The 13,479-nt window shown below is 45.3% G+C and carries 11 protein-coding genes; 9 read left to right on the top strand and 2 right to left on the bottom strand.

What is annotated here, in order from left to right:
- The first annotated feature begins 266 nt into the window (after positions 1-266).
- The 8 genes from ACQY6Q_RS05490 (at position 267) to ACQY6Q_RS05525 (ending at position 9,715) form a co-directional block, all read left to right on the top strand.
- Positions 267-1,613 (top strand): phenylacetate--CoA ligase family protein, encoded by a 1,347-nt coding sequence (locus tag ACQY6Q_RS05490; protein ID WP_427978838.1) that lies wholly within the window; start codon positions 267-269, stop codon positions 1,611-1,613.
- Complete coding sequence (locus ACQY6Q_RS05495; protein ID WP_427978841.1) at positions 1,603-2,730, top strand: glycosyltransferase; 1,128 nt, start codon at positions 1,603-1,605, stop codon at positions 2,728-2,730. The genes ACQY6Q_RS05490 and ACQY6Q_RS05495 overlap by 11 nt, the downstream gene beginning before the upstream one ends.
- 323 nt (positions 2,731-3,053) lie before the next feature.
- A complete protein-coding gene (locus ACQY6Q_RS05500) occupies positions 3,054-4,241 on the top strand; it encodes a glycosyltransferase family 4 protein (RefSeq protein ID WP_427978844.1) in 1,188 nt (395 codons plus the stop codon).
- Entirely contained in the window at positions 4,241-4,762 is a 522-nt protein-coding gene (locus tag ACQY6Q_RS05505) for a serine O-acetyltransferase (protein ID WP_427978847.1), read from the top strand. The genes ACQY6Q_RS05500 and ACQY6Q_RS05505 overlap by 1 nt, the downstream gene beginning before the upstream one ends.
- A complete protein-coding gene (locus ACQY6Q_RS05510; RefSeq protein ID WP_427978850.1) occupies positions 4,763-5,935 on the top strand; it encodes a glycosyltransferase family 2 protein in 1,173 nt (390 codons plus the stop codon). It abuts the gene before it with no gap.
- Positions 5,932-7,122: a hypothetical protein gene (locus ACQY6Q_RS05515; RefSeq protein ID WP_427978853.1), complete on the top strand. Its 1,191-nt coding sequence runs from the start codon at positions 5,932-5,934 to the stop codon at positions 7,120-7,122. The genes ACQY6Q_RS05510 and ACQY6Q_RS05515 overlap by 4 nt, the downstream gene beginning before the upstream one ends.
- Positions 7,112-8,113 carry a polysaccharide deacetylase family protein gene (locus ACQY6Q_RS05520; protein ID WP_427978856.1) on the top strand — a complete coding sequence of 334 codons (1,002 nt, stop codon included), beginning with the start codon at positions 7,112-7,114 and terminating at the stop codon, positions 8,111-8,113. The genes ACQY6Q_RS05515 and ACQY6Q_RS05520 overlap by 11 nt, the downstream gene beginning before the upstream one ends.
- A gap of 66 nt (positions 8,114-8,179) precedes the next feature.
- On the top strand, positions 8,180-9,715 hold the full coding sequence (locus tag ACQY6Q_RS05525) for a hypothetical protein (RefSeq protein WP_427978859.1): 1,536 nt from the start codon (positions 8,180-8,182) through the stop codon (positions 9,713-9,715).
- On the opposite strand, the gene xrt is transcribed toward ACQY6Q_RS05525, so the two are convergent.
- Both xrt and ACQY6Q_RS05535 read right to left on the bottom strand, forming a co-directional pair.
- Positions 9,692-11,140, bottom strand: a complete 1,449-nt coding sequence (gene xrt, locus ACQY6Q_RS05530) for an exosortase (RefSeq protein WP_427978862.1) — start codon at positions 11,138-11,140, stop codon at positions 9,692-9,694. The two genes, ACQY6Q_RS05525 and xrt, sit on opposite strands and share 24 nt — an antisense overlap.
- A 3-nt stretch (positions 11,141-11,143) precedes the next feature.
- Positions 11,144-12,547, bottom strand: a complete 1,404-nt coding sequence (locus tag ACQY6Q_RS05535; RefSeq protein WP_427978865.1) for a TIGR03013 family XrtA/PEP-CTERM system glycosyltransferase — start codon at positions 12,545-12,547, stop codon at positions 11,144-11,146.
- A 283-nt stretch (positions 12,548-12,830) separates the two neighbouring features.
- Between ACQY6Q_RS05535 and ACQY6Q_RS05540 the strand changes: the two genes are divergently transcribed.
- Positions 12,831-13,472, top strand: coding sequence for an XrtA/PEP-CTERM system exopolysaccharide export protein (locus tag ACQY6Q_RS05540; RefSeq protein ID WP_427978868.1), 642 nt, complete (start codon positions 12,831-12,833; stop codon positions 13,470-13,472).
- The last annotated feature ends 7 nt before the right edge of the window (positions 13,473-13,479 follow it).

Here is a 13,479-nt window from a genome sequence, read left to right on the forward strand (position 1 = left end):
CTTAACATATAGCACTTTGCGCTGTTCGATAGGCTAACGTATCTTGATGAAAAAGAGTAGCTAATATAGAGGTTTAAATGGCTCGACTTCTAAGGTTAGAATTATCGCTTAGCTATTGGCTTTAAACACAAAAAATCTAATATTTGCCTTAAGCCCTAGGTGTTTGTTGGGGACTAAGGTGATAGGCTAAGTTTCGCTGGCGAGTTTACATAAAGGTTCAGCCTTTATTCTAAACTTTTGTTTTCATATGGACATGGAAGTGAGTGATGGCCCTTTACCCATCGTTACTACGTAGTTGCTTAATGCCTGCTTATGAAATGCTTAAAGGTAAAAACCTTTTAAAGCATTTGAGTACTTATGAGCAGCACTTAGGTTATTCTCAACAGCAAATACTTGATTTGCAATGGCAGGCCTTACAAGCTTTGATCGCGCATGCCTTCCATAATACTCAATACTATCCGCGAGTATGGGCCGAGCTAGGGATAAATGACCCACGCGATATAACCAGTATGCAAGACTTTCAGCGTTTACCCATCGTCACCAAAGATGATATTAAACAGCATTACGCCGAGTTTGTATCGTCTCAGCATTCGCATAATATTCGCAAATCCACAGGTGGCTCTACTGGCCAGCCTTTTCACTTTGAATTGGATCTTGAAAGCAATACTCGCCGAGAGGCTGTTATGTGGCGAGGTTACGGTTGGTTAGGAGCGGGATTGGGTCAGCGAACCTTGTATTTGTGGGGCGCCGATTTAGGCCAACCGTCGCGTTTTAAAACCATTAAGAATGCGCTTTATCATGGCTTTTATAATCGTAAGATGCTGAATTCGTTCGCCATGAATAAAGATAATTTGCAGCAATATGTCGAGCAAATGAATCGCTATAAAGCCACCGCGATGGTGTCGTATGTGAATCCACTCTATGAACTCGCGCTGTATATTAATCAAAATCAGTTGCAGGTATGGCAGCCGCAAACCATTTTAACTGGCGCTGAGCCCTTACATGAGTTTCAACGCCAAGAAATCGCCAAAGCTTTCAATGCGCCAGTTTATAATACCTTTGGCTGTCGTGAATTCATGTTGATGGCAGCCGAGTGCCCCCAACATAAACAGTTACACATTAATGCCGATCATCTAGTGGTTGAAACTGTAGATGAGCAAGGTCAAGTGGTAACGGGTAGCAGCGGTGACCTTTTAGTTACCGATTTATACAACTATGGTATGCCGTTGATCCGTTATTTAAATGGCGACCGCGGGACCTTGCTGGAGCAAAGTTGCAGTTGTGGTAACCCTCTACCTTTAATGTCCAGTATCGATGGTCGCAAGTTGGATATTATTAAAACCCCTTCTGGTGGCAGTATTCCGGGCGAGCTGTTCCCGCATTTATTTAAAGAGTTTAAAGGCATAAGTCGTTTTCAGGTGGTTCAGCAACGCTTAGAGCAAGTGCGTATAAAGCTGGTGGTGAACGAGCTGTTTAGCGAACAAGACAAACAAGGCATTCGTGAGGAAATTAATAAATACAGCCATGGTGAATTAGCTTTGGAGTTTGAACTGGTAGACGAAATTCCCTTGACAGCTAGTGGCAAACATAGGGTGACTATCTGTGAAGTCTAAACCGGCGATGGTGATCATTAGCAATCTCTACCCGCTGCCATGGGAGCCTAATCGCGCTAAGTTTAATCATCAACAATTTTCCTTGCTCAAAACCGAGTATCAGTTATCGATATTGGTGCCGGTGGCCTTTCCTGAGTGGTTTAAACACCGTAGGCAAATACAACAGTCAGATGAGCTTCGCTATTTACCCTATTTTTACACGCCCAAGTTGGGCCGCCGCTTTTACAGCGTGATGATGTTTCTGTCGTTACTATTGCATTCTGGCTGGTGGCTGAAGCGCCAACGGCCTGAAGTGCTAATGGCTAGCTGGGCTTATCCTGAGGCGGTGGCAACTAGTTGGTTAGCCAAGCTGTATAAAGCCCGGTTTTTCTTTAAGGTGCATGGCAGTGATATTAACCAGCTGGCGCAAGTTCCTGCTCGAGCGAAACAAATTAAAAAGGCCAGTCAGCGGGCTTTAGGCATTTTGTCGGTATCTCAAGCACTGGCAAAAGAGATGGGCAATTTAGGTATTGCTCAGAATAAAATATCGGTTATCTACAACGGGGTAGATCATCAAAAGTTTGGGGTTGATAGTGAGCGACCCTACTCAGAACCCTATGTGCTGTATGTGGGGAACTTAAAAGCCGATAAGGGCGTGATGGAGCTATATCAAGGCTTCGCACAGATAGCCGCCAGTCAGCCGCAGCTGCATTTAGTCTATGCGGGCACTGGTGCGATGAAAGCGGCAATCGAACAACAAGCTCAAAGGGATGGTTTAAAGCTGCGCGTCATATGGCTTGGCTCGGTGGCGCATGACGATTTACCGGCTTGGATCAGCCATGCCCAGTTATTGGCCCTGCCGAGTTACGCAGAGGGGGTACCCAATGTGGTTCTTGAAGCGATGGCCTGTGGCACGCCAGTGTTGGCTACCCGTGTTGGCGGTATTCCAGAGGTGGTGAATGAAGCCATTTGTGGAATATTAATTAAACCTAAAATGGCGGATGCGGTTGCTCAAGGTATTGCAAGCATAATGCAGCGTGATTGGGATAGGGCTGCGATCAAGCAACATGCTAGTCAGTTCTCATGGCAGCGCAACCAACAGCAGTTTCTAGAGATGTTGGAAATGGGTAAAAGTTAATGTTTTGGTTAATAAATTGCTGGGGATGTTTGGGTATTTTGTTACACTAACAAGCTGGTTTATGCTCAACATTATTGGCTCAAATGGATTTGCGGTTAATGTTTTTTAAGCTCTTAGATTCTCGTAGTTACGGTCGCGTTTTTAGCATCAAGCGACGGTTTCCTGTGACTATTAGGCCTGTGTTTAAGTCTTTTCGCTACCTATCGCTCAAGCAACAGCATGATAACCTAGCCCGACATCCCTTTACGCCTGAAACTTTCGGCATTTTATTCTCATCCCGTGTGCAGCGGGCTCTACCCTCAAGCATTGGAGAACAAGCTTAAATGAATATTCTATTCCACCATCGTACGCGAGGCAGAGGTGCTGAAGGTGTGCATATTCGCGGGGTGGTAAAAGGCCTGCGTGAATTGGGGCATAAGGTGAGTATTTTGTCTTTACCTGGTGCCGATCCAGAAGAAGAATTAGTCAATAAGGCTGCAACAGAGGCACCTAAACAAGCGCCAGCTAAAAACAAAAGCCTATTTTCGCGTTTAGCGGAATTGACTAAATATACTCCAGAGTTTGTTTTTGAATTGTTTGAGCTAGGCTTTAACCTATTGGCGTGGTGGCGTTTACGCAAAGCGGTGCATCAGCAGCAAGTGGAACTGATTTATGAACGTTATTCTTTGTTTATGTTTGCCAGCGTCTGGTGGGCTAAGCGTCATCAAGTTCCCATAGTTTTAGAGATTAACGACTCTTGCTTGGTGCATCGGGTTCGCCATTTGTTTTTCCAACGTATTGCGCGTGCCATAGAGTCATGGATTTTTAGTAATGCAACTGGCTTGGTATTTATCTCTAGTCGTTTTCAGCAAGTGGCCAAACAGGCTTACCCTGATATTGCACCTTCGCTGGTCTCGCCCAATGCCGCAGATTTAGACCAATTTGTGCTTAACGATGAGGCCGCTCTAGCACTGCGCCAACAGCTACAAGTTGAAGATAAGGTAGTGGTGGGTTACGTAGGCGCTTTTGTGCATTGGCATGGCATAGATTGGTTTGTGGATTTAATTGCTGAGCGCTTAAAGGATTACCCAAACGTAGTGTTGTTGTTAGTGGGTGACGGGGTGTGCTACTCCAGCATTAAGCAGCGCATTGCCAGCGCCGGTGCTGAGCAGCAAATTATTCTGCCGGGGCGGGTTGCCCATGACCAAGTGCCTAGCTATTTAGCCGCGATGGACTTTGGCATTTTGCCAGACTCAAATGATTATGGTTCGCCGATGAAGCTATTTGAGTTTATGGCAATGGCCAAAGGCATGGTAGCGCCAGATTTTACTCCCATTGCAGAAGTGGTCGCCGATGGTGAAACCAGTTGGTTGTTTAAGGCTAATGATCGGGAGGCCTGTGTAGAACGAGTATTGGCCTTGTGTTCACAAGTCGAGGAGCAGCAACGAGTTGGCCAACAGGCGCGCCGCTACATCGAGCAGGAACGGCAATGGCGGCATAACGCAGAGCAATTACTGACATTGGTGAATTAATGGAACTGATTAAAGCGGATCTGCGGCGTAAGCAGGAAATATTTAAGCAGGATGGAGCAGAGCTCAGTATGCTGCGTATCTTGATGGCCGATGGCACCAGCGCCAACATTATTTATCGTTGGATGCGCTGGTGCGCTACTCATAACTTGGCTTTAATCGCCTATTTTTTCCAATGGCTGAATAAGTTTATCAATGGCTGTGTGATTGGCAGCGGTGCTGATTTTGGCCCAGGCTTTGTGATTATGCACCCGGTTGGGGTAGTGATTAACTCTAAAGTTAGCGGCGGCACTAATATTACCGTGGAGAGCGGAGTGGTGATGGGTGATGAAAAAGGCCTGTCACCGCGTTTAGGCTCCAATATTTTTGTTGGCGCTGGCGCCAAAATTATTGGTCCACTTACGGTGGCAGACAATGTGAAGGTGGGGGCTAATGCGGTGTTAACCAAATCGGCGGAAGAAGGGCAAACCATGCTGGGGATCCCGGCTAAGCCCCATGCCGCAAAATCTCAAGCGGAGCAGTAAATGGAACTGATATTTTGGCTGTCGCTGACTTTGATTGCCTATAGTTACGCTGTTTACCCCTTGCTGCTGCTAATAGTGAGTGGTATTCAGCAGGCATTGCGCGATACTCGTTATCTTTGGCGTCGTCGCGAACGTCGCTCTGAGGAAGCGAAAGTATGGCCCAATGTGTCGATTATTATTGCCGCTTATAACGAAGAGCAATGTCTGCAGCAAAGAATCGATAATTTGCTGCAGCTTAGTTACCCCAAGGAAAAGTTAACTATTCATATCGGTTCCGACGGCAGTAGCGATGCCACGGCAAGAATTTTAATGGCGGTACAAGCGAGTCATTTTAGAGCGCATGTTTTTGAGCAGAATCGCGGCAAAATTAATGTGTTAAACGATTTGGTTGCCTTAACTGACGATTCCATCTTGGTGATGTCAGATGCCAACACCCATTTTGAAACTGACGCCATAGAAAACCTAGTAAAACACTTTGATAGCCCAGAAGTGGGCGCTGTTTGCGGTGAGTTGCACCTCGTTGACTCGGAATCGGCCGATAATAAAGATGGTATCTACTGGCGTTATGAGCAAATGCTCAAGTTTCATGAGTCGCGCATTGGTGCTTTGCTGGGAGCCAACGGTGCCATCTATGCGATTGCCAAGCCGTTTTATCAACCCCTGCCAAGCAATACCATCGTTGATGATTTTATGATCGTGATGAATGTGTCGAAACAGGGCAAGCAGGTGGTGTATGAACCTAATGCGGTGGCTTATGAAGAAGTTGCCCCTTCGTTACAAGATGAAGAGCAACGACGAGTGAGAATTGGTACGGGAAATTACCAAGCGTTTACTCGCTGTTTGTGGGCGCTAAACCCCTTACGAGGTGCGCGCTGTTTTGCTTATATCAGCCATAAAGTACTGCGCTGGTTTACCCCTCATTGCATGTTAGTTGCACTGTTAAGTAACCTATTGCTAGCGGCTCAGCCTGCCTATGCGGGTTTTTTGCTAATTCAATTGTTGGCCTATGGATTGGCGATCTGGGGCAAGCGTAAGAGTTCTCGGGGAGAAAGCCTACCTGGCAGCTTGGCTTTTCTTACTTTTTTTGTATCGATGAATTTAGCGCTAATGAAGGGCTTTTATTCATTTCTGTTTAAAAATGTGCAAGGCACATGGCAAAGGACGTCACGGTGACAATAATTTTAGCCTTGGTTGTAGTAATGCTGCTAAGCCTAGCAGCCGTAACCCTTATTATTCGTAAAAAGCAAATGCACTTATGGTTGCCGCATTATCTGCAGCGAAAGTTTAGCGCAAAGACTAAACATCAAGGGCCAACTCATATTCTGTTTTGTTTTGTCGACCATTACGAACCGCAATGGGGGAAAAACATTAGCATTGAACAAGAGCGAGCAAGGGTTGACCGCTGGTTTAATGACTATCCGCAAGTGGCCGGAAAACACCAAGACGCCGATGGTTGTTTTCCGAAACATTCCTTTTTCTATCCTGAAGAAGAATACCGTTATGAACACTTAGCTAAAATTGCCGATTTATGTGCTCGAGGCTTTGGTGAGATAGAAGTTCACCTACACCATGAAGACGATACCAGTGACAATCTACGTAAAACCTTAGAGGGGTTCACTGAATTGCTGCATGAGAAGCATGGCGCGTTTGTGCGCAGTGAGCAAAGCGGTAAGCTGCAGTATGCTTTTATTCATGGCAACTGGACTTTGGATAACTCCCACCCTGAAGGCAAACTATGTGGGGTTAATGATGAGCTGATAGTGCTCAAAGAAACCGGGTGTTTTGTTGATTATACCTTCCCTTCGGCGCCAAGTGTGACTCAACCGGCCACGGTTAACTCCATTTATTACGCTAAAGACGATCCTGATGCGCCTAAATCTCACAACCGTGGCCAAATGGTAAAAGTGGGTGGCCAAGCTTGGGGAGATTTAATGTTAATCAACGGGCCATTGGATCTTAATTGGAAGGTGCGTAAAAAAGGCATTTTTCCGCAAATCGAGAACGCCGATGTGCGTAGCAGCATGCCGCCTAGTGAAAGCCGCATCGATCTTTGGGTGAAGGCAAATATTCACGTTGAAGGGCGACCCGAATGGCGCTTCATTAAGGTTCATACTCACGGTACTCAAGAAGCCGACATGCCAACCTTGTTGGGACAGCCCTTTGAGCAAATGTGTGATTATTTGGAAAGCAAGTATAACGATGGTGATAACTACGTGCTGCATTACGTGTCGGCGCGTGAGATGTACAATATAGCCAAGGCTGCAGAGGCTGGAGAAAGCGGTAACCCGAATCAATTTCGCGATTATTTGGTTAAGGCACCGGTCTATAAAACCTTGAATGAGAGCATGGATGCTGAATAGAGCGAAAATCCGCCAGTTTTTCTTCGGCAGTGTTTATAAGAAGCGCTGGAAGCAGCGCTTGCCTGGTATTTATGTATTTAATTACCATCGCATTGGAGACGCGAGAGGCAGCGAGTTTGACCCTAACGTGTTTAGTTGTACTGCCGAGGTGTTTGAACAACATTTACGTTTTTACTTGCAGGAATTTGAAGTACTTAATGAGGTTAGCCTGTTGGCCTTGTTAGAGTCTGGAGCCGATATCACTAAGCCTTATGCTCTGATTACCTTTGATGACGGTTATATTGATAGTTATAGCCATGCTTTTCCTTTATTGAGGAAACATGGTGTAAGCGCACTGTTTTTCGTGGTTACTGAATATACCGACGGCGGAATAATGGCCTGGTGGGATGAGGTCGCTTGGTTGGTGAAACACTCCCGTTCTTCTAAGCTGAAGTTAGCGCACTGGACCAGTGCGGTCGATCTTAGCGGGAAAAACCAAAGCCAAAACATTCGAAAATTGTTGTTTGCCTTTAAAGCCGATCACAGCTACTCCATGGATGAAAAGTTGGCTCAACTGAAACGAGAATGTCAGGCTCCGCCATTACCTAAAACGCAAAACCTCTTTGCCAACTGGCAGCAACTAAAGGAAATGGCCGATCACGGCATGACGATTGGTTCTCATACCCGTAGCCACCCAATATTAGCCCACCTTACCAAGGAGCAACAGCGCCAAGAGTTGAGTGAATCGCGGAGTTATATTGAGTCAAAACTGGCGAGGCCTATTTACACTTTGGCTTATCCTGTGGGGCGCGCGGATAGCTTTACCGAACAAACCCAACTATTAGCCAAGCAAAGTGGTTATCGTGTTGCCTTTTCTTTTATGACTGGGATTAATTTTCACCTCGATCAGAGCAGCGCTTTTGCTTTGAAGCGAATTTCGGTAGATGGCAACAAATCGGTAGAAGCCTTAAAAATGCAAATTCTTAGCTTAAATGATATGCAGGGCTCTTAATCAGCTCGGTTTTTATAAGTCATCTACACTTTAGGATTTAGCATTGTAATTCCAAGGAGCTGAATTATGCTTTTGCGCCTTAGCCATCGCTTTTTGTTTACCATGCTTAGTGTGGGTATGCAGATAGTCAGTTTTGCTAGTTACGCTCTTGACCAGAGTTTGAACATCACCATACCTCCCTTAAAAACTGTCAGTGAAGTACATTATTTTGTACTGCCAATTGGCAATTCGACTATTTCCGAGCAGCAAGGCTTTCAGCTTGAACAAGGCTCCAAGTCACTGACTTTTCGCGCCAGCGCGCATTTGTTTTGGCCCAATACCAGTGAGCCGCGTTATTATCGGGCGGTGTTATTTGCAGTGGAAGGGCTACGCGCAGGGCCATTGACCTTGAGTTGGGGAGAGGACAAGCTTAAGCCTAGGGAAAAGTTATTTGCTGACCCAAACTGGTTAATCGACGTAGAGCTACCCGAAGCGTGGTTAAACCTCGCGCTATACTCACCAGTGATTTACCAGCCAAATAATCTTGAATGGGGCTGGTTTGATAAAGCGCACTGGCGCTATGCGAGTTTTAGCGCCGATGAAAGCTTAATTGCACAACAGCACAAACCCAAAGATCCAACTAAAAAGGCCACTTTGCCTAGTACCAGTGCTTCGCCGTGGTTGTTTGATAGGCCATATAACTTTTACCAACTGTATTTTAAAAGCGGCGACTTGCATTGGAAGCGCGTAGCTCACCAACAGGCTCAGTTTTTTATCAGCAAACTCGATCGACAGGGTGACTTCACTTTAAAGGGACGGGCAGACTTAAAATACATGTTAAGTGCGGGTTTATTGCTGGATTACCTATTTTACCCTTCACCGCAGACTCGAGAAGCTATCGAAAAAATGACCGCTAAAGGTTTGGCTTGGCCCGAGCGCTATTCTTCGCGCCTAGGTTTTTGGACCGAGCGTCATCTATCTTCCGCTTTTAATTTAGCGGTAAACCAATGGGAACTGGATGGCAGTGCTAGCGCGCATGCGCGAGTGCAGCAGTTACTAGAGGGAATTAAAGCAGACTTAAAGGTAAACCAAGCTGGCTCGGGAGCCTGCATTCAACATCGCCTAAAGGTGCATACCGGTAAGAATAGTGAGGTGATGGTGTGCTCGCCCTGGATGAGTGCATTATTGGTGGAGCAGTTGTGGCGTTATTATTGGATAACCAAAGATGTCACAGTAGCAATGATGATTATCGATTTTGCTGAGCTGTTGTTAGAGCGTGGCATTTATACTGTAGAGCATAAGGGGACGACCTTATATATACCTGATTACTTGGTGTATTTTGGTGAGTCTATTTTTCAAGAGCGCAACTCTTGGAATGACCGACAACACGGTTGCGATGTGGCTGGCATGGTTTATAAAGCGGTGCATCTTAAACGCCAGCGTCAGCAGGATGACTTATTACTAAGCCTGTTGGCCGACGAGCTGTTTAATACCTGTCACCGAACTGCCTATCAACCTGGTAGCAGGGCAGAGGCTAATCCTGCGTGGGCATTAAAGCCCCTCAGAAAATTCAACTGGTGGTTTACCGGAAATGGTTCTCTAACTTGGATCTTGCAGCAATGAAGGACTGCTAGCGTAGCGTTGAAGTTGCTCGGTTAGAGCATTTTTTGCAGCTTGGCAATCTTGCTCTAAACACAGGCTGGAGCCCGCTAAAATGGCGCTTTTACGTTGACCTCTGAGTACTTCTATAAAACGTTGGTTTTTTAATTGTGAGCGATTAGCGGCTAAGCCTGCGCTGTTAGCGTACGCATAGGCGAGTAGCGCTGGACGGTTGCTAGACGCGCGAAAGTAAACGTAATTAATGTTTTCTTCAACCATGGTTTTGTTGACATGTAAAGACTCCGGAACTACCTCATTTAAATAATATGAAGCTTTGTTATCTAAGCCTAAGCCACTGAAGCGATATAGCCATAACTGTAATTGCAGCTCTTCTGTTTGGAGCTGTTGCTGCTCAAGACTTTGATACTTGTCGACTAACAGAGTCGGGTGTATTTGGCTAGTGAGCTGCGCTGGAGGCTGATTAAGTTTATCTGCATCCAAGTTCGGCCAATCGATCATGCTTGGAGAGAAAATAACTAGGGCCAATAATACAAAAGCCACATTACGGGGAGTGGGTGAAGAGGAAGGGGCGACACTGCTCAACTTAGACGTCGTGGGCGCATCACTGAGTTTGGCTCCCAAATAGAAAGCCAAAACTAAATAAGGAATATACAGATACCAGCCAAGGTCGTTATGGTCGTAGATGAGCTCACTTTGCATTTGTGTTTCGTGACCGATCAAAATAATCACTATGATGCGTATCCAGTTAACTACCAGCGCACCCGCGAGACCTACCACCAAAAACAGTATCGCTTTCTTGAGGTTGCGAATATTAAAATAGATATACAGTAGGCAGAGAAATAGTGAGGTGATGAAATAACGTAAACCGCTGCAGCCGTTGGCTATCTCGAATTGTCCGGAAGGAATAGACACCACGTTGCCTTCAAAATAGCTGGGGACATGGGTATAGGACATTACCAGCTCTACCATGTTAGTGGATAAATGCTGTAATGGTGGCGAGAGTACACCCCAAATGGGCGTGGCAAATATCATCACCAAAGAATAAACATAAAGGCTGAATCTATGTTTGAAGATACTCAGTAGGCTAAACAGTAAAATAAACGGTAGCAGCGCCCGTGTAGGAAGGCTGAATTGGGCTAGGTAAAATAGTAGTTCTAAGGCGAGACAGATAATCAGTAAAGCTAGCCATATACTTGAGCTTTGGCGAAATTGCAGCTGTTTACGGCAATCGTAAAGCACATAAACAGCCACCAAAGGGATCAAAAAGGCGTGCGAGTAGGTGCCGTCATCAAAGCTATAGCGCCAAATATCTAATACTACTGGCCAAAATAAGCCTAGTAGAATAGCCGTAACTAAAATCGCCGCAGCCATTTCGATTAAGCCGCTACGGGTTTTGCTTGGTTCTTCAGTGGCTGACGCTGAACCCAAGGATTAGCGTCCTTTGCCAAATAGAATGATTTCGGCGGTGCGCACTAAAATCAGCAGGTCGAGTAAGAAGCTACGGTGTTTAATATAATACAGGTCAAACTTGAGTTTCTCTAAGGCATCCGCTTCGGTACTACCATAGGGATATTTAAGTTGTGCCCAGCCAGTTAAACCTGGTTTTACGTTGTGGCGTTGATTGTAATAAGGGATCGATAGCACCAATTCTTTCACAAAAGCAGGGCGTTCTGGTCTTGGGCCAACAAAGCCCATATCGCCCACCAGTACATTATAAATTTGTGGTAATTCGTCAACTCGGTATTTACGAATGAAGTTGCCCACCCGAGTTACTCGAGGATCTTTCTCTTGAGCCCATTTGGCACCATCTTTTTCTGCGTCGGTGCGCATCGAGCGAAACTTGTAAATATTAAAAGGCTGGCCGTTTAAACCGATGCGTTCTTGGGAATATAGAACTGGTGCTCTAATACCTTCCTCAAGCTTAATCATCAGTACGGTAATTAACATAAGCGGCCAAGTCAGGGCTAATACGATGAGTCCTAAGAGAGTGTTGCATATCCAGTCTAAAGAGCTTCTGAGATAGTTAGTGGAATGAAACCCGTTACTGTAAATCACCCAAGAAGGGTAAATGAGGTTCACAGCTATTTGGCCAGACTCTCGCTCAATGAAGTCGATAATATCGGTAATTTCAACGCCACGTAATTTACATAAAAATAAGCTATCTACGGGAAGGTTAGCGCGGCGTTCATCGGCGGCAATAACGATCTCTTCTACGCCATGCGCCAGCACAAAGGACTCTAAAGGTTGGTCTAACTCAATAATAGTTTCGCGTTTAATACCATCTTCTGAATCACCCTGCATTCTAACAAACCCTGCCATTTCAAAACTGACACGATCTGATTTGCGACGCATCCGTTTTTCAATAATGCTGGCTCTCTCTCCGGCACCTAAAACTAAAATACGTTTGCGCCCAAGATGTTCGTAGCGCATCTTCAAGGCAAAGTAACGCACGGTGGTTAAACCAAGCATTACCGTGGCATAAAGCACTTCTCGAAAGTTGCCTGGAAATACGTTAAGAGGCGACAACACATAAACCACTGAGGAGATAAAGTAGCCTAAAGCCACACTGACCAATAAGCGGCGAATTACTCCGCGAAAGGTTTCTCGGATTTTCTGGTTGTATAGGCCAACTGACAATATTGACAGTTGTATGGGGAAAATAAATAGCGCACAGTGCAGTAGTAAGATGCCTTCGCCGTAGTTGGGAATATTTTCAAAGCCGGTGAAACGAAGTAGTTCCACGCCAATCACAAATATTCCAATAAGCAACAAAAATTCGGCAAGAATGATTGCTCTACTACCAGGATCTAGATTGTGAAATTTCGAACCAGCCACGCTTCTTCCTTGAAACAGATTGTTAAATTCTAATAGTAAGGTTCCCAAGTATAGCGAGATTTCAGGTCAGTGACACTAAAAATACAAGCAACTTGCGCCCTTCCAGTAAAGCTTGAGAATGTTACCTTACCATTACATTTCTGTCACACCGAAGATAAATGTCAATATATTTAAACTATTTAGCCCTAGAGATTTACAACATGCGCGCTAGCGCACTATCATGGGAAAAAGGACTAGTTAAATCAATTTTATTTGGTGAACTTTCAGCGTAATGGACAGTGCTATGAAAAAACTTAATACAGTGGTAATTAAATTACTCGCGGTTATGGCGATAGGGCTTTTCCTAACCGCATGCTCCAATTCTTTATCAACCCTACCCAGTGCGTCAATCCATCCTTCTTTAACTAAAGACCCGGCAGATTATCAATATTTGATTGGTCCGGGCGATCAGTTAAATATCTTTGTTTGGCGCAACCCTGAAATCTCCGGCACCTTTTTGGTGAGACCCGATGGCATGGTTTCTACCTCATTGGTTGAAGACTTAAAGGTTTCCGGTAAAACGCCTACCCAGTTAGCGCGTTTGATCGAATCAGAGTTATCCGAGTTTATTCGTGACCCCATCGTGACGGTGACAGTCGCTGGTTTTGTTGGCCCCTTCAGCGAACAAGTTAGGGTGATTGGCGAAGCCTTTGAACCGCAAGCGATTAACTACCGTGAAGATATGACCTTGTTAGATGTAATGATTCAAGTTGGTGGCTTAACCGAATTCGCCGATGGGGATAATGCTCGCTTGGTTCGTGTAGTTGGAGGTGAGCAACGTTCTTATAAAATTTTAGTTGGAAAGTTAATTCAAGACGGTGAGATTGAAGCCAACGTGGATGTTCTTCCAGGTGATATTATCATTATCCCAGAAGCGTGGTTTTAGTCGGAGT

Source organism: Agarivorans sp. (assembly GCF_050295395.1).
In the GTDB taxonomy this organism is placed as follows: domain Bacteria; phylum Pseudomonadota; class Gammaproteobacteria; order Enterobacterales; family Celerinatantimonadaceae; genus Agarivorans.